This is a genomic window from Streptomyces iranensis (assembly GCF_017874715.1).
Lineage (GTDB): Bacteria > Actinomycetota > Actinomycetes > Streptomycetales > Streptomycetaceae > Streptomyces > Streptomyces iranensis.
In genome coordinates, this window is the sequence record NZ_JAGGLR010000012.1 from 257618 (window position 1) to 273924 (window position 16307).

The window sequence follows — 16307 nt, forward strand, 5'->3', positions numbered from 1 at the left end:
ATGGCGATCTCGTCGAGCGTTACGCGGGCGAGGCGAGCCAGTCGGCGTAGCGGGTGGGGGCGAGGTCGGCGCCCGTGTCGGTGGCGACGTCGCCCTTGACCGCGCCGAACATGCCCGCGGTGGGGTCGGTGACGACGGTGCGGTTGTCGCCCTTGTGGGACAGGGTGATCCGGCCCAGCTCGTCCAGCGGGAAGACCTCGGGGCCCGCGATGCTGCGAATGCCGCGCAGCGGGGGGCCCTGGGCCACATCCGCCACCGCGGCGGCCACGTCCTTGGCGGCGATCGGCTGGATCGGCGTGGCGGGCAGCCGGACGCTCTCGCTGTCGGCGGTCCAGGACAGGACCGCGTCCACGAACTCCATGAACTGCGTCGCCCGGACGATCGAGTACGGGATCGGCCCGGCCGCGAGGATGTCCTCCTGGAGCACCTTGGCACGGAAGTAGACCAGCTCCGGCACCTGATCCACGCCGACGATCGAGAGGATCACGAAGTGCCGGACGCCGCCCTTCTGGGCCGCGGCCAGCAGATTGTCCATCGAGGTCCGGAAGAAGGCCGTGGAGTCTTCGTCGAAGGTCGGGGAGTTCGTCAGGTTGACGAGGACGTCGGCCCCCGCCGCGGCCTCGTCCAGCCCCTTGCCGCTGAGGACGTCGACTCCCGTGGAGGGCGAATGCGGCACCGCCTCATGCCCGGCGGCGTTCAGAATCTTGACGACTTGCGACCCGATCAGACCGGTGCCGCCGATAATCGCGAACTTCATGACATGCCTTTCGTCGAGGTATGTCCGCAATGAGGTGTGTAACCCCATCCAGGCATTGCATGCAGCGACCTCGAACACGTTCTCTCCAAAGCTGTCCATCGCGCCCGCGGGGACGGCTTCCGGGGCACCGATTCGCCTCGCTCGAAGATCGACGAGCGGGGGTGGGAGCTCTGTGCGCACGGTAGAGATGGCGTCGCGGGACGCTCCCGGTCCGGATTCGCCGGGCGGCGCACGCGCACCTGCGTTCGCCGGGCGGCGCACGCGCACCTGCACGCAGACGCACATTGGGGAGAGGCATCATGGCCGAGAGCACCGTGCGGACTCCCGCCACTCCGGACGCCCTGATGGATCCACTCCTCAACCGTGGCGTGGCGTTCACGCGGCCGGAGCGGGACGAGCTGGGCCTCACCGGGCGGCTGCCGTCCGGAGTGCTGACGCTGGAGCAGCAGGCTCGGCGCGCCCACCAGCAGTTGCGGGCTCAGGGCGGTGACCTGGCCAAGAACGTGTATCTGGAGCAGCTGCACGACCGCAACGAGACCCTGTACTTCAAGGTGCTCACCGAGCATCTCGTCGAGCTGTTGCCGATCGTGTACGACCCCACGGTGGGCGAGGCGATCGAGAAGTACTCCCATGAGTACCGCCGCCCCCGAGGGGTCTTCCTCTCCATCGACGACCCGGAGGACATGGAGAAGGCTTTCGCCACGCTGCGGCTCGGGCCCGAGGACGTGGACCTGATCGTGTGCACCGACGCCGAGGAGATCCTGGGCATCGGCGACTGGGGCGTGGGAGGGATCCAGATCTCGGTCGGCAAGCTGGCGGTCTACACCGCGGCGGCCGGTATCGATCCGCGCCGTGTCGTCGCCGTGTCGCTGGACGTGGGCACGGACCGTGAATCGCTGCTCGAGGACCCGCTGTACCTGGGCAATCGGCATCCCAGGGTCCGCGGCGCCGACTACGACGCGTTCATCGAGACGTATCTGCGCACGGCTTCGTCGATGTTCCCGGGCGCGCTGCTGCACTTCGAGGACTTCGGCCCGAGCAACGCCCGGCGGATCCTGGAGACGTACGGCCGCAGCTACCGGATCTTCAACGACGACATGCAGGGCACCGGCGCGATCACCCTGGCCGCGGCCCTGTCGGCGGTCAAGGTCGGCGGGGTACGGATGCGCGACCAGAAGCTCGTGGTCTTCGGTGCGGGCACCGCCGGGGTGGGCATCGCCGACCAGCTCCGTGATGCCATGATCCGCGACGGCGCGAGCCCCGAGCAGGCCACCGCACAGGTGTGGCTGATCGACAAGCAGGGCCTGCTCACCCGCGACATGACCGACCTGCGCGACTTCCAGCGGCCCTACGCGCGGGACCGGTCGGAGGTCGCCGACTGGGCGGCCGACGGCGGCGCGATCTCACTGCTGGAGACCGTGCGACGGGTCGAACCGACGATCCTGCTGGGCACCTCCACCGTGCACGGGGCGTTCACCCGCGAGGTCGTCGAGGCGATGGCCGCGGGTACCGAGCGCCCGATCGTCTTCCCGCTCTCCAACCCGACCTCGCGCATCGAGGCCATGCCGGACGACATCATCGCCTGGTCGAAGGGCAAGGCCCTGATAGCGACCGGCATCCCCGTCCCACCCGTGGAACACGACGGTGTGACCTACCGGATCGCGCAGGCCAACAACGCGCTGCTGTACCCCGGACTGGGCCTGGGCACGATCGTCTCCGGAGCGTCCACGGTGACCGCGGGCATGCTGCTCGCGGCCGCTCAAGCGGTGGCCGACCAGGTCGACCTCGGGCAACCGGGCGCTTCCCTGCTGCCGCCGGTGGAGAACCTGCGGGAGTCCTCGGCGACCACCGCGACGGCGGTGGTCAAGGCGGCGGTCGGCGAGGGTGTCGCCACCAGCAAGCCCGCCGATCCCGTCCGGGCCGTCCGCCAGGCCATGTGGGAGCCCGTCTACGGCGCCGGAGCGGCGTCATGACCGCGCGGCACCCCGCCTCGGCCGGGGGCGACGACACCCCGGAGATCCTCGACCTGCCCATCGGTCTGCACGCGGCCGGCAGCCGCCGGGAGACCGACTCGATGGGCGCCATCGACGTCCCGGCGGACCGGTACTGGGGCGCGCAGACACAGCGATCGCTGATCCACTTCTCCATCGGGGACGACCGGATGCCGAAGGCCCTCTACCACGCCTACGGCCACGTCAAGAAGGCCGCCGCGATCGTCAACGGGCGGGCCGGGCGGCTGCCGGCCTGGAAGGCCGGCCTGATCCAGCGGGTGGCCGACGAGGTCATCGCGGGCAGGCTCGATGACCACTTCCCGTTGTACGTGTGGCAGACCGGATCCGGGACGCAGTCCAACATGAACACCAACGAGGTGATCAGCAACCGCGCGATCCAGCTGGTCGGCGGCGAGTTGGGCAGCAAGTCGCCCATCCACCCCAACGACCACGTCAACATGGGGCAGTCCTCGAACGACACCTTCCCCACCGCCATGCACGTGGCCGCGGTCAAGGCGGTCCACGAACGTCTGCTGCCCAGCGTGCGGGCGCTCCGGCGGGCGATCGAGGCCAAGGCGGACCAGTGGCGCGATGTGGTGAAGATCGGCCGTACCCACCTGGAGGACGCGGTGCCGCTCACGGTCGGACAGCAGTGGTCCGGCTACGCCCGTCAACTGGATCAGGCCGCCGACCGGGCCACCCGGTCCGCGGAAGGACTGCACGAACTCGCCGCGGGCGGCACGGCGGTCGGCACGGGGCTGAACGCGCCACCGGAGTTCGGCGAACGGATCGCCGCCGAGATCGCTTCGGCCACCGGCTACCCGTTCACCACCGCCGCCAACAAGTTCGCCGCGCAAGGCGGCCTTGACGCCATGGTCGGCGCCTCGGCCGGGCTGCGGGCCCTTGCCGTGCCGCTGATGAAAATCGCCAACGACATCCGGTGGCTTGCCTCGGGGCCCCGCTGCGGCCTCGGTGAACTTCACCTCCCGGCCAACGAGCCGGGATCCTCGATCATGCCGGGCAAGGTCAATCCCACCCAGTGCGAGGCGATGGTCATGGTCTGCATCCAGGTGCTGTCCGAGGACTCGGCCATCGCCTTCGCGGGCTCACAGGGCAACTTCGAGCTCAACGCCATGCGCCCCGTCATCATCAACGACTTCCTGCACGCGGCCACCATCCTCGCCGACGCCTGCGCCAAGCTGCGTCAGTACTGCGTCGAGGGCGCCCGGCTCAACCGATACCAGATCGAGGATGACGTCAACCGGTCCCTCATGCTGGTCACCGCCCTCTCCCCCGTCATCGGCTACGACAAGGCCTCGGCCATCGCGCACAAGGCCGACGACGAGGGCACCACCCTGCGCGAGGCCGCACTGGCCTCCGGCGACGTCACCGCGGAGGACTTCGACCGCATCGCCGACCCGGCCGTCATGGTCGGCCCGGCCGAGCGGCGTGGGTGAAGGGACACGATCCCCAGACCACCAGTGGCCGGGACCGCCGCCGTCGTGCGGGCCGTCGAGTTCCGGTTGTAGATATATGCGCCTGTCTCGCTCGGAACGTGCGCTTCCGCCTCTATGTCGTGCCACACTGTGGGTGGCCCTCACCGCATCCCCCGTCGGTGAGGGCCCCTTACGTCAGGTCGGTCTGGGCTGCCGCCGCGGACCCGAGATCGCGGCGGACGTACCACGGCCCGGCGGGGTGGGCCTGCGCCTTGGCGATGGCCTGGCCGATGACCTCCCGCGGGGACAGGCCCGTGTGATCGACCAGCGATCCGAGCAGCGGTGAAGGCGGCGAGCGCCTTCGGAGTTGAGGCATGGCACCACTCAGCCGCCACAGCCGGCCCATTCATCGCCGAACGATTCCGCCGCCCCAGCGGAGCCGTTCCTGTCCGTTCACACCACCGTCGTCCTGCTCACCGCGCTCGTCATCGGCCTCGTCATCGGTGGCCTCACCGCCCTTACCGGCGTGCCGGTGCCCGCCGCCGTGATTGCCGGACCGACCAGCGCGGGCGCCGGCGCTCCCGTCCTGCGAACACTGATCCGGTGATCCCGCCCCGGTCGATCCCGCCTCCGCCGATCCCGCCCCGCCGATGCCGTGCGGCGTCATGCCGTGTCCGGCTCAGCGCGCGCCTGCCACCAGCTCCTGGTGGACGAAATCCACCAGGAGTTCGCGCATGGTCCCGATGGTCATGCCGGGGACTCCGGTCAGCACCTGGATGGCCGCGCCGTCGGTGAGGGCGGTCAGGCGCAGCGCGACGACGTGCGGATCGGCGTCCGCGCGGAAGATGCCCTGCCGCTGGCCGCGCTGGACGATCCGGCGGACGGTCTCCTGCCAGCGTGCGTAGTACTCGTTGTGGGCCGGGCGGAATTCGGGGCGGATCGTGGCCTCGGCCCAGTACTGGAGCCAGATGGCCCACTCGTCCCGGACCTGGCCGACCCGCGGCAGCTGCATGTCGATCAGCTTCAGCAGCCGCTCGTGTGCGTTGTGGACGGCGCGCAGCTGGGTGGACTGGCGGGCGAACGCCCGGTCGACGCAGTACTTGAGGGCCTCCGCCAGGACGTCGTTCTTGCCCGGGAAGTAGTAGTGCACCGTGCCGGTGCTGGTGCCACAGACCTTGGCGATGTCGGCGATGCGCACGGCATGGAAGCCGCGCTCGGCGATCAGCTGCCACGTGGCGTCGAGGATCCTCGCCCTGCGGTCCTCATCGCTCCTGGGCTCCGCCTTCGTCCCGGTGGTCACATCGTCTCCCCGTGGTCCTCGGTCCTGGTTCCCCTGTCTGCGCCGGCGCTCAGCATCCGGCCATTCTGACTGAAGCGTCAGTTCCTCGGCAAGTCCCGGGGCCACGGTGAGACCTCCCTTCTGCCACGGGAATTTTCTAGTGGTTACCCCTTGACGTCGGTCTCGACGAGAGGGCTAACTGACGCATCAGTCAAACCTTTCGCACCCATACCTTCGCCCACAGATCGAGGAGGCTCTGTGCACACAGACCAACCCGTGCCGCCGGTCGGCGGACTACGGCCGGATGTCCACACCGGCAAGGTCGCGCTGGTGACCGGCGGGGGCACCGGCATCGGCCGGGCCACCGCCCTGGACCTGGCCGCCGGCGGCGCGCGCGTCGTGATCTGCGGGCGCCGCCCGGAGCCCCTGGCGGAGGCCGCCAAGGAGATCGAGGCCCTCGGCGGCTCCTGCGTCACGGTGTCCGCGGACATCCGCGACGAGGCCCACGTCACCACGGTCGTCGACCGCGCGCTCGAGGCGTACGGACGCGTCGACGTCCTGGTCAACAACGCGGGCGGACAGTTCTCCGCGCCCGCCGAGGAGATCAGCCCCGGCGGCTGGCGGGCCGTGCACCGGCTCGCCGTCGACGCCACGTGGGCGATGACGCGCGAGGTCGCCCGCCGGGCGATGATTCCGCAGCGCTCGGGCGCGGTGTTCTTCATCGCCTTCTCCCCGCGCCGCGGCATCCCCGGCTTCGCCCATGCCGCCTCCGCGCGGGCCGCGGTGGAGAACCTCGCGGCCGGGCTCAGCCTGGAGTGGAGCCGGTACGGCATCCGTACCGTGTGCGTGGCCCCCGGCACCATCGCCACCGGCGGCCTGGACGACCACTACACACCGGAGGACCGGGAGCGCTGGGAGAGGTCGGTGCCGCTCGGCAGGCTCGGCCGGCCCGAGGACGTCTCCGGCCTCATCTCCTTCCTCGCCTCCCCCCAGGGCTCGTACATCACCGGCACGACCGTCGTCGTCGACGGCGGGGCCGATGCCTGGGGTGCCGGTCACCCCGTACCCGACGTACCCCACCACCTCACCACGCCGGACTCGTCCCCTAAGGACAACCCATGAGCCTCTCCGCCACTGAGCGGCGCGTTCCCGAACGCGACCTGGGACCACTCTTCGCACCGAACGCGGTCGCCATCGTCGGAGCCAGCAACGACCAGACCAAGTGGGGCAACTGGATCAGTGTGCAGGCGCTGCGCATGCGGGGGCGCCGCCCGGTGTACCTGGTCAACCGCCGTGGTGAACCGGTACTCGGCGAACGCGCCTACCGTTCCATGGCCGAACTCCCCCAGTGCGCCGACCTCGCGGTGATCGCCGTCCCGGCGGCCGGGTTCGAGTCGGCCGTCGAGGACGCGCTCGCCGCCGGGGCGCGCGCCATCGTCGGCATCACCGCGGGCTTCGCGGAGCTCGGCACGGAGGGCGAGGCGCGGCAGTCGGCGCTGGCCCGGCGGGTGCGCGAGGCGGGGGCCGTGCTGCTGGGCCCGAACTGCCTGGGCGTCCTGGACAGCGGCAGTGAGCTCTATCTGTCCTCCAATCCGCTGCCGCCCGGCTCGGTGGGCCTGATCTCGCAGAGCGGCAACATGGCCCTGGAGCTCAGCCGGATCCTCTCCGAGCGGGGGCTCGGCTTCTCCCGCTTCGCCTCGCTCGGCAACCAGGCCGATCTCACCGTGGCCGACCTCATCCGTGCGTACACCGTGCATCCGGAGACCAAGCTGATCGCGGTGTACAGCGAGGACTTCGGCGACGGGCGGGACTTCGTGGCCGCGGCCGCCGAGGCCACCACCATGGGCAAGCCCGTGGTGCTGCTCACGGTCGGCGCCAGCGAGGCGTCCGTACGCGGCGCCAAGTCGCACACCGGGGCGCTGGTCAGCGACAGCTCGGTGATCGACGCGGCCTGCCGGGCCGCCGGGATCGACCGGGTGGCCAGCCCCCGGCAGATGGCCGGCCTGCTGGAGGCGCTGCATCTGTTCGGCGCGGCCCCCGCCCGCAGGGTGGCGGTGCTCGCCGACGGCGGCGGCCATGCCTCGGTCGCCTGTGACCTGGCCGAGCGGTACGGGCTGTCCGTGCCGGAGTTCGACGCCGGGCTGTCACAGCGGCTGCGTGACCATCTGACGCCGTCGGCGGGGGTGGGCAACCCGGTGGACCTGGCGGGCATGGGAGAGAAGGACGTCACCTCCTTCGCCCGGGTGCTGGGCGATCTGCTCGACGCGCCGGACACCGACTCGGTCCTGATCACCGGATACTTCGGCGGCTACGGCGAGTACAGCGCCGCCCTCGCCACGGCCGAGGTCGAGACCGCGGCCGAGATGGGCGAGCTGGTGCGCGACCGCTGCAAGCCGGTGGCCGTGCACACCATGTATCCCTACAGCGATGCCGCCGAGGAGCTGCAGCGGCGCGGCGTCCCGGTCTTCCGCGCCATCGAGGAGGCGGCCCGCAGCCTCGGGATGCTGGCCGGGCGCACCGCCGCCGACCCCGCGCTGCGTCCCCTCCCCGACCCGGCGCCACCGGTCACGGACGACGGCTACTGGAGCGCACGCGAGCTGATCCGCGCCGCGGGCGTGGACTTCCCGGCGGCGCGCCTGGTCACGTCGGTGGACGAGGCCGTGGCGGCGGCCCGTGAGATCGGCGGCGGGGTCGTGGTCAAGGCGCTCGGCCTGCTGCACAAGTCCGACTCCGGGGGTGTCGCGCTCGGGCTGGAGGGCGACACGGCGGTCCGTACCGCCGTCGCCGACATGGCCGAGCGGCTGTCCCCGCCGGGGTACTGCGTCGAGGCCATGGCGGATCTGCGCGACGGTGTCGAGCTGATCGTCGGTGTCCGGCGCGACCCCCGCTTCGGGCCGGTCACCATGCTCGGCCTCGGCGGGGTCACCACCGAGGTGCTGCGCGACGTGGACTTCGCCCTCGCCCCGCTCACCCCCGGACAGGCCCGTGAGCTGCTGGACCGGCTGCGCTCCGCCGCCCTGCTGCACGGCGTACGCGGCCGGCCCGCCGTCGACCTCGACGCACTCGTCCACACCATCGCCGCCATCACCGACGTGGCGGCGGCCCACCCGGAGATCGCCGAGCTGGAGGTCAATCCGCTGCTCGCCACTCCGCGCGGATGCCAGGGCCTGGACGCCCGCATCGTCCTGGGCTGACCCACCCCATCGCACAAGAGCACTCACCCGCGCCACGTCAACAGGAGGAACACCGTGGAATTCGCCCTCAGCCCCCGTCTGCTCGAACTCAAGCAGCGTGCCGCCGGCCTGACCGGCAAGATCATGCAGTTCGAGGACGAGTGCGAGGCCAACAACGGTCTGCCGCCCGAAACCCACGCCGCCATCCGCGAGGAGGTGCTGGCCCATGGCCTGCAGGCCATCAACATGCCCGCCGAGTGGGGCGGCGCGGGCCTGACCATCCTCGAACAGGTCGTCGTCCAGGACGAGTTGGGGAAGCTGACCAACGCCCTGTGGGACGCGGTGTGGCGTCCCGCCAACTGCCTCAGTGCCTGCACTCCCGAGCAGCGCGAGCGCTACCTCGTCCCGGACATCGAGGGCCGCCGCCGCGATGCCGTGGCCATCACGGAGGAACACGCCGGTTCCGATCCCTCCCGGATCCGCACCACGGCCACCCGGGACGGCGACGGCTATGTCCTGAACGGCGAGAAGTGGTTCGTGACCGTGGGCGACGCGGCGGACTTCCTCATCGTCCTGGCCTACGTACAGCCCGACAACGAGCCGACGATGTTTCTCGTCGACAAGGACACCCCCGGTGTCTCGGTCAAGCGCACCCCGCGCTACACCCACACCTTCGTCTACGAACACCCCGAGTTCCTCTTCCAGGACGTCCGGGTCGGCAGGGACGCCGTCCTCGGCAGGATCGGCGAGGGGTACGACCTGACCCGTGACTGGTTCACCGAGGAGCGGCTGATGATCGCCGCGCGCACCATCGGCGCCGCCGAGCGCGCGCTGCGGCTGGCCGTCGACTGGGCGAAGGAGCGTGAGCAGGGCGGGGATGTGCTGATGAACCGTCAGCTCATCCAGGGCATGATCGCCGACTCGGTGACCGAGATCGCCACCAACCGCGCCTTCACCCACCAGGTGGCCTGGGAGTTCGACCAGGGTGGCGACCGCAAGACCCTGCACGCCAAGGCCGCCACCGCCAAGCTCGCCGCCTCCGAGGCGTCCAACCGGATCGTCGACCGCTGTGTGCAGATCTTCGGCGGCCGCGGCTATATGCGGGACGTCCCGGTCGAGCGGCTGTGGCGCGAGCTGCGGGTGGACCGGATCTGGGAGGGCACCTCCGAGATCCAGCGGCTGGTCATCGCCAACGAGGTCGGCAAGCGCGGCCTGGACGACCTGCTGTCCTTCACCGCCGGGAGCTGACCGGCGCCTCCGGCGGCAGGGGCCGTACGGCCACGCCGAACGGCCCCTGCCGCCGGGGCACCCCACCGCCGCGCCACCCGGATACCCGGTCACCCGGGCACCCGGCGCGGCAACGACCTGCGACGTTCCCCAAGCACCAAGGCAGGAGAAGCACCAGCGCCATGACCGTCACCGACACAACACCCGCCGCCTCCCCGGAGGCCGGCACCGTGGAGATCGAGCGCACCGGCGAGCACCAGGACATCGCCGTCCTCACGCTGCGGCGGGAGCGGAAGCTCAACGCGCTCTCCACCCATATGGAGTCCGCCCTGCTCGACGCCCTGCGCGGCCCGCAGGTGCGCACCAGCCGGGCCGTGGTCGTCACCGGAGTACCGCGCGCCTTCTCGGCCGGGGCGGACACCGGCGAGCTGCGCGAGATGACCCCCGAGGCGATCGCCGACTACTACCGTTCGTCCGGCGCGGTGTACGAGGCGTTCGCCGCCCTCCCCCAGCCCACGGTGGCGGCCCTGTCGGGCTACTGCCTCGGCGGCGGCCTCGAACTGGCGCTGGCCGCGGACATCCGGGTGGCCGACCCGGACACGGTCTTCGGCCTCCCCGAGGTGGGCATCGGCATTCTGCCCAGCTCCGGCGGGGTGACCCGGCTGGTACGAGAGGTCGGACCGGCCCGCACCCGCGATCTGGTGCTGCGCGGCCGCCGCTTCGGCGCGCGGGAGGCGTACGCCTGGGGGCTGGTCGGGGAGATCGCCGAAGGGGGCACCGTCCGGGAGAAGGCGATGGAGATCGCCGCGGAGCTGGCCGGGCAGCCGCGGCTCGCCGTCTCGGTCGCCAAGCAGGTGATCACGGCCGCCACCGACGCTCCGCGCGAGGCGGCGCTGCTGCTGGAGCAGCTCGCGTACGCCGCGCTCAACCGGACCGGCTGAACCGGTCGGCCGCGACCACGACCGTCAGGGGGGATCCGCGCACCACACGCCCGTCCACGCTCGCGCCCAGGAGATACCGCATGGCAGTCAGCACCACCAAGGCGACCGGTTCACCGGACACGCCGGGCGCCACTCGGCACCACCGGCCGGTCATCGAGAGCCGGTCGATCGACTATGTGCCCCTCGCCGAACGCCACGGCAAGGTCTGGCATCTGTTCCCCGTCTGGTTCGCCGGGGACGCGCATCTCGCCACCATCGCCACCGGCGCGATCGGGGTGGCGCTCGGCGGCAATCTGATCTGGACGGCCATCGCCATCGTGCTCGGCAACGCCCTGGGCACCTTCTTCATGGCCTTCCACTCCACGCAGGGCCCGCAGCTGGGGCTGCCCCAAATGGTCCAGTCCCGGCCGCAGTTCGGGTTCGTCGGCGCGCTGCTGGTGTGGGTGGTGGCGCTGGTGACGTACATCGGCTACACGGCCTTCAACCAGGTACTGGTCGGCTCAACGATGGACCATCTGGCGGACACTCCCCCCTCGGTCAGCTATATCGCCTACGCGGTGATCGGCATCGTGCTCGCCATCGTGGGATACGACTTCATCCACAAGGCGTCCCGGTGGCTTACGTATCTGACGGGTGCGGGCCTGGCCGTCTTCTCCGTGGGCATCGTGGTGGCCGCCCCCTTCAGCGCGGACCAGCTCGATCTGAGCGCCTTCGCCCTCGCCCCCTTCCTGATCCAGCTGTTCCACGCCGCCGTCTACCAGCTCTCCTGGTCCATCTACGTCTCCGACTACTCCCGCTACCTTCCGCCGACGGTGGGGGTGCGCTCCTCGTTCTGGTGGACGTATCTCGGCGCGGGCTTCGGCGGCGCGTGGATGATGCTGGTGGGGGCGGTGGCCGCGGGATTGTTCCCGAAGCTGGGCCTGGTGGACGCCGTGGTCGGCGCCGGTGACCAGCTGTTCGACGGCTTCGGTGTGGTGCTCCTGCTGTTGTCGGTGATTCCGCTGTTCACCATCGGCACCCTCAACTTCTACGGTGGCAGCCTCACGTTGCTCTCCAGCATCGACTCGGTGAAGCGGATCCCGCTGACCCTGGGGACCCGTGTCGCCACACTGGTGGCCCTGGGCGTGGTCTCCACCGGCCTGGCCTTCAGCGCCAACGATGACTTCCTGACCACCTTCGGGGACTTCCTGATCGTCCTCGGCTACCTCTTCACCCCGTGGACGGCGATCAACCTGATCGACTTCTATGTGGTGCGGCGTGGCCGCTACTCGATCCGCGAGATCTTCAACCCTTATGGCATCTACGGCCGTTGGAACTGGCGCGGGCTGACCGCCTATGGCGTCGGCTTCGTCTCGATGCTGCCGTTCGCCGTGATCGGCGGCCTGGAGGGGCCGCTCGCGCACTGGGTCAAGGGCGCCGATGTCACCATGCTGGTCGGACTCGCCGTATCGTCCCTGCTCTACCTGGTGCTGTGCCGCTCACTCGACATCGACGCCGAGCGCGCCATCGTCACCTCCGCCGACGCCGGTCTCGACCCGGACCACACCGGAGACCAGGCGGGGCCCGGACATCACGCATGAGCCTTAAGTCACCTCCCGCCGGGCGGGTTCCCACGAATCCTGCCCGGCGGGTCCCGAGGAGATCTCTCTGATGACAAGCACCCACGGCAACCACGACATCCAGCGCGTCGGCGTCGTCGGGGGCGGGCTGATGGGCTCGGGTATCGCCGAGGTGTGCGCCCGCGCCGGACTCGACGTCCTCGTCGCCGAGTCCGGCACCGACGCCGCGGCCACGGCCCGCATCCGCGTCGAGACCTCGCTGCTCCGGGCGGCCGACCGTCACAAACTCACCGCCGAAGAGGCGGAAGCGGCTCTGGCCAGGCTCCGGCTGACCACGGACCTGGGGGATTTCGCCGACCGTGACCTGGTCATCGAGGCCGTCGCCGAACGCGAGGAGGTCAAGACCTCGGTCTTCGCGACGCTCGACAAGGTGGTGCGGCGGCCCGACGCGATCCTCGCCTCCAACACCTCCTCCATTCCCCTCATGCGGCTGGGCACGGCCACCACCCGGCCCGCGCAGGTCATCGGCATCCACTTCTTCAACCCGGTGCCGGTGCTGCCACTGGTGGAGCTGGTGCCCTCGCTGCTCACGGGAGAGGAGACGGAGGAACGCGCCCGCGCATTCGTCTCCGGCGCCTTGGGCAAGCAGGTCATCCTCGCCACCGACCGCGCCGGCTTCGTGGTCAACGCGCTGCTGATCCCCTACCTCCTGGCCGCCGTGCGGATGCTGGAGTCGGGCGCCGCGACCGCCGCGGACATCGACAACGGTATGACGCTCGGCTGCGCCCATCCCATGGGTCCGCTGGCCCTCGCCGACCTCATCGGACTCGACACCGTCGCGGCCATCGCCACGTCCCTCTACGAGGAGTACAAGGAGCCGCTGTACGCTCCGCCGCCCCTCTTGCTGCGGATGGTCGAAGCCGGGCTCCTCGGCCGGAAGACGGGACACGGATTCCACACGCATCCTCTGAAGTCCGCATAGACGGCAGCTGGCAGAACGGCGATCTGCGATGGCCGTACCGGCGGCGGATACACCCATCCCCCAGGCGAGTAGTCTCCAATGACGTCTCAGGGTTGGCAGGTGGAGGGCAAAGGTCATGATCGTGGGTCTCGGCATTTCCGCGTTATGTGCCTTCGGCGCGCTGATCGCCCTGGTCGGCGTCATCGCGATGGCGCTTCCGGGGCGGCCCCAGCCGTGGCCGGTGCATCTGATGCAGCGTGGCGCGTTACTGGCCGCCGCTTCCGCGGCGGCGATTTATGTCCTGGGGCTCTTCGCCGTTCTCACGTCCGAGCAGGAGTTCAACGACGGCGCCGGCTCAGTGCCGGCTCCGGCATGCCGCGAGGGCTTCGATCCGGACACGGTTCAGCACCTCTCCCATCACCGGTCCTCCTACCTGCCGCTTCGTTTCGACTGCGTCCTCGACGACGGCACGGCCTACTCCAGCGATCCCCGCTACGCATGGATGAACTGGATGGCCCTGCTCCTCGCGCTGTCCGGTGCGTTGCTCGCCATCGGCGCGGGCTATGTGACCGAACTCCGGGCCAGAAAGCGCGCGTTGATCCACTGATACCGCGCGCCGTCGGCGAAAACGTCATGGCGCCAAAGGCGTTGACGCTCCGCGTGAGGCGTCTATCATCCCATGGCATCCGACAGGCCAGTTGACGTTCGACCATCCGAACGAAGGCTTGGCCGAGGCGGCTTGTGTGTGCCGCACGAACCGGGCACCACCACGGCAGACAGCACCCGCACCGTCCGCACCGGTACCACCCAGGCACTCCAGGCACTGGCACTCATGGGGCCAATTTTGGGAGCGCTCCCACGGGAGCCCTGATCCCCGAGGAGAGAGATGAACCTTCCGAACCGACGTGGCCGATGTGGCCGATGTGGCCCTCGTCGCCGACCCCGGGCGTGGGCGCTCGGGCTGTTGGCCGCAGTCGCGATGGCGGTGCCCGGAACCGCGAACGCCGCGACCGCCGCGCCCGATACCACCCGGGCCACCACCCTGGGCGCCCAAGCCGCCCAGTCCGGCCGGTACTTCGGCACCGCCGTGGCCGCGGGCAAGCTCGGCGACGCGACGTACTCGACGATCCTGAACCGGGAGTTCAACGCGGTCACCCCGGAGAACGAGATGAAGTGGGACACCATCGAGCGGTTCCGCGGCTCGTTCAACTTCGGCCCCGCCGATCAGATCGTGGGCCAGGCCACCTCGCATGGACAGCGCGTACGCGGACACACCCTGGTCTGGCACTCCCAGCTGCCCAGCTGGGTCAGTTCCATCGCCGACGCGAGCACCCTGCGCGGCGTGATGAACAACCACATCACCACCACGATGAACCACTACAAGGGCAAGATCCTCGCCTGGGACGTGGTGAACGAGGCGTTCGCCGACGGCGGCAGTGGCCAGCACCGCCCCTCGGTGTTCCAGAACCTGCTGGGCAACGGCTTCATCGAGGAGGCGTTTCGCGCCGCTCGGGCGGCCGACCCGTCGGCCAAGCTGTGCTACAACGACTACAACATCGAGAACTGGAGCGACGCCAAGACCCAGGGCGTCTATCGGATGGTGCGCGACTTCAAGACGCGCGGTGTGCCCATCGACTGCGTCGGCTTCCAGGCCCACTTCGGCACCAGCAGCCCGCCCGCGAGCTTCCAGACCACCCTGTCCAACTTCGCCGCCCTCGGTGTGGACGTGCAGATCACCGAACTGGACATCGCGCAGGCGCCGACGACCGCGTACGCGAACACGGTCAGGGCATGTATGAACGTCTCGCGCTGCACCGGCATCACCGTCTGGGGCATCCGGGACAGCGACTCCTGGCGCGCCGGGGAGAACCCGCTGCTGTTCGACCGCGGCGGCAACAAGAAGCCGGCCTATCAATCCGTACTGACCGCGCTGGGCGGCACGGCGGCCAAGTCCGCCACGTCCGCCACCTCCGCCACGTCCGCCACCAAGGCCGACGCGCTGCCGTCCGCCTTCTCCTGGAGCTCCAGCGGCGTACTGATGTCCCCCAAGCCGGACTCGACCCACAACATCGCCGGGCTCAAGGACCCGTCGGTCGTCCACTACAACGGCAAGTACCACGTGTTCGCCAGTGTCGCCAGCTCCTCCGGATACGGTCTGGTGTATCTGAGCTTCACCGACTGGTCCCAGGCCAACTCGGCCACCCACCACTACCTGGACCGCGGCGCCATCGGCACCGGGTACCGGGCGGCGCCACAGGTGTTCTACTTCGCACCGCAGAAGACGTGGTACCTCGTTTACCAGACCGGCAACGCCTCGTACTCCACGAACACCGACATCAGTAACCCCAACGGCTGGAGCGCCCCGCGCAACTTCTACTCGTCGATGCCGGACATCATCCGTCAGAACATCGGCAACGGCTACTGGGTGGACATGTGGGTGATCTGTGACAGCGCCGACTGCTACCTGTTCTCCTCCGACGACAACGGCCATCTGTACCGTTCGCAGACGACCCTGGCCCAGTTCCCGAACGGATTCACCAACACCGTCATCGCGGCCCGGGACTCCAACAAGTACGCCCTGTTCGAAGCGAGCAATGTCTACCAGGTGCAGGGCGGCAACCAGTATCTGCTGATGGTCGAGGCGATCGGCTCGGACGGCCGGCGCTACTTCCGGTCCTGGACCGCCGCGAGCATCGCGGGCTCGTGGACACCGCTGGCCGCCTCCGAAGGCAACCCCTTCGCACGGGCCAACAACACCACCTTCCCGTCCGGCGCCTGGACGAAGGACATCAGCCACGGGGAGATGCTCCGCGCCGGTTACGACCAGACGCTGACCATCCCCTCCTGCAGACTCCAGTACCTGTACCAGGGCAAGGATCCGGCCGCGAGCGGCGACTACAACACCCTCCCGTGGCGCCTCGGCCTGCTCACCCAGACCAACTCCACCTGCTGACACCATCGGTGGAGAGCGGAAGTCGACCGG

At 69.9% G+C, this 16307-nt stretch carries 14 protein-coding genes; 10 read left to right on the forward strand and 4 right to left on the reverse strand.

The features are described 5' to 3' along the window. Positions 1–19: 19 nt before the first annotated feature. Positions 20–757 carry an SDR family oxidoreductase gene (locus J2Z30_RS23400; RefSeq protein ID WP_044580363.1) on the reverse strand — a complete coding sequence of 246 codons (738 nt, stop codon included), beginning with the start codon at positions 755–757 and terminating at the stop codon, positions 20–22. A gap of 299 nt (positions 758–1056) precedes the next feature. Between J2Z30_RS23400 and J2Z30_RS23405 the strand changes: the two genes are divergently transcribed. Together J2Z30_RS23405 and fumC are read left to right on the forward strand one after the other, a co-directional pair. Then, positions 1057–2730: an NAD-dependent malic enzyme gene (locus tag J2Z30_RS23405; RefSeq protein WP_044580362.1), complete on the forward strand. Its 1674-nt coding sequence runs from the start codon at positions 1057–1059 to the stop codon at positions 2728–2730. Then, positions 2727–4205, forward strand: coding sequence for a class II fumarate hydratase (gene fumC / locus J2Z30_RS23410; RefSeq protein ID WP_044580361.1), 1479 nt, complete (start codon positions 2727–2729; stop codon positions 4203–4205). Before J2Z30_RS23405 ends, fumC begins: the two co-directional genes overlap by 4 nt. A 169-nt stretch (positions 4206–4374) precedes the next feature. On the opposite strand, the gene J2Z30_RS23415 is transcribed toward fumC, so the two are convergent. Genes J2Z30_RS23415 through J2Z30_RS23425 form a run of 3 tightly spaced genes read right to left on the reverse strand, consistent with a single transcriptional unit; the run spans position 4375 to position 5484 of the window. After that, positions 4375–4560 carry a hypothetical protein gene (locus J2Z30_RS23415; protein WP_209468800.1) on the reverse strand — a complete coding sequence of 62 codons (186 nt, stop codon included), beginning with the start codon at positions 4558–4560 and terminating at the stop codon, positions 4375–4377. 30 nt (positions 4561–4590) lie between these two features. Beyond that, on the reverse strand, positions 4591–4851 hold the full coding sequence (locus J2Z30_RS23420; protein WP_044580359.1) for a hypothetical protein: 261 nt from the start codon (positions 4849–4851) through the stop codon (positions 4591–4593). Positions 4852–4863: 12 nt separating this feature from the next. Further along, entirely contained in the window at positions 4864–5484 is a 621-nt protein-coding gene (locus tag J2Z30_RS23425; protein WP_044580358.1) for a TetR/AcrR family transcriptional regulator, read from the reverse strand. A gap of 237 nt (positions 5485–5721) precedes the next feature. On the opposite strand from J2Z30_RS23425, the gene J2Z30_RS23430 reads away from it, so the two are divergent. The 8 genes from J2Z30_RS23430 (at position 5722) to J2Z30_RS23465 (ending at position 16277) form a co-directional block, all read left to right on the forward strand. Continuing rightward, positions 5722–6585, forward strand: coding sequence for an SDR family NAD(P)-dependent oxidoreductase (locus tag J2Z30_RS23430; RefSeq protein ID WP_044580357.1), 864 nt, complete (start codon positions 5722–5724; stop codon positions 6583–6585). Beyond that, a complete protein-coding gene (locus J2Z30_RS23435; RefSeq protein ID WP_044580356.1) occupies positions 6582–8657 on the forward strand; it encodes an acetate--CoA ligase family protein in 2076 nt (691 codons plus the stop codon). Before J2Z30_RS23430 ends, J2Z30_RS23435 begins: the two co-directional genes overlap by 4 nt. 54 nt (positions 8658–8711) lie before the next feature. After that, the gene (locus J2Z30_RS23440) at positions 8712–9884 is read left to right on the forward strand and encodes an acyl-CoA dehydrogenase family protein (protein WP_044580355.1); all 1173 of its coding nucleotides are present in this window, start codon (positions 8712–8714) and stop codon (positions 9882–9884) included. A gap of 161 nt (positions 9885–10045) precedes the next feature. Next, positions 10046–10804: an enoyl-CoA hydratase/isomerase family protein gene (locus tag J2Z30_RS23445; protein WP_044580354.1), complete on the forward strand. Its 759-nt coding sequence runs from the start codon at positions 10046–10048 to the stop codon at positions 10802–10804. A gap of 80 nt (positions 10805–10884) precedes the next feature. Further along, a complete protein-coding gene (locus J2Z30_RS23450) occupies positions 10885–12384 on the forward strand; it encodes a purine-cytosine permease family protein (RefSeq protein WP_209468801.1) in 1500 nt (499 codons plus the stop codon). A 70-nt stretch (positions 12385–12454) separates the two neighbouring features. Further along, the gene (locus tag J2Z30_RS23455) at positions 12455–13345 is read left to right on the forward strand and encodes a 3-hydroxybutyryl-CoA dehydrogenase (protein ID WP_044580353.1); all 891 of its coding nucleotides are present in this window, start codon (positions 12455–12457) and stop codon (positions 13343–13345) included. A 115-nt stretch (positions 13346–13460) separates the two neighbouring features. Continuing rightward, positions 13461–13931, forward strand: coding sequence for a hypothetical protein (locus J2Z30_RS23460; RefSeq protein ID WP_044580352.1), 471 nt, complete (start codon positions 13461–13463; stop codon positions 13929–13931). 372 nt (positions 13932–14303) lie between these two features. Continuing rightward, positions 14304–16277, forward strand: a complete 1974-nt coding sequence (locus J2Z30_RS23465; protein WP_245388360.1) for a glycoside hydrolase — start codon at positions 14304–14306, stop codon at positions 16275–16277. The last annotated feature ends 30 nt before the right edge of the window (positions 16278–16307 follow it).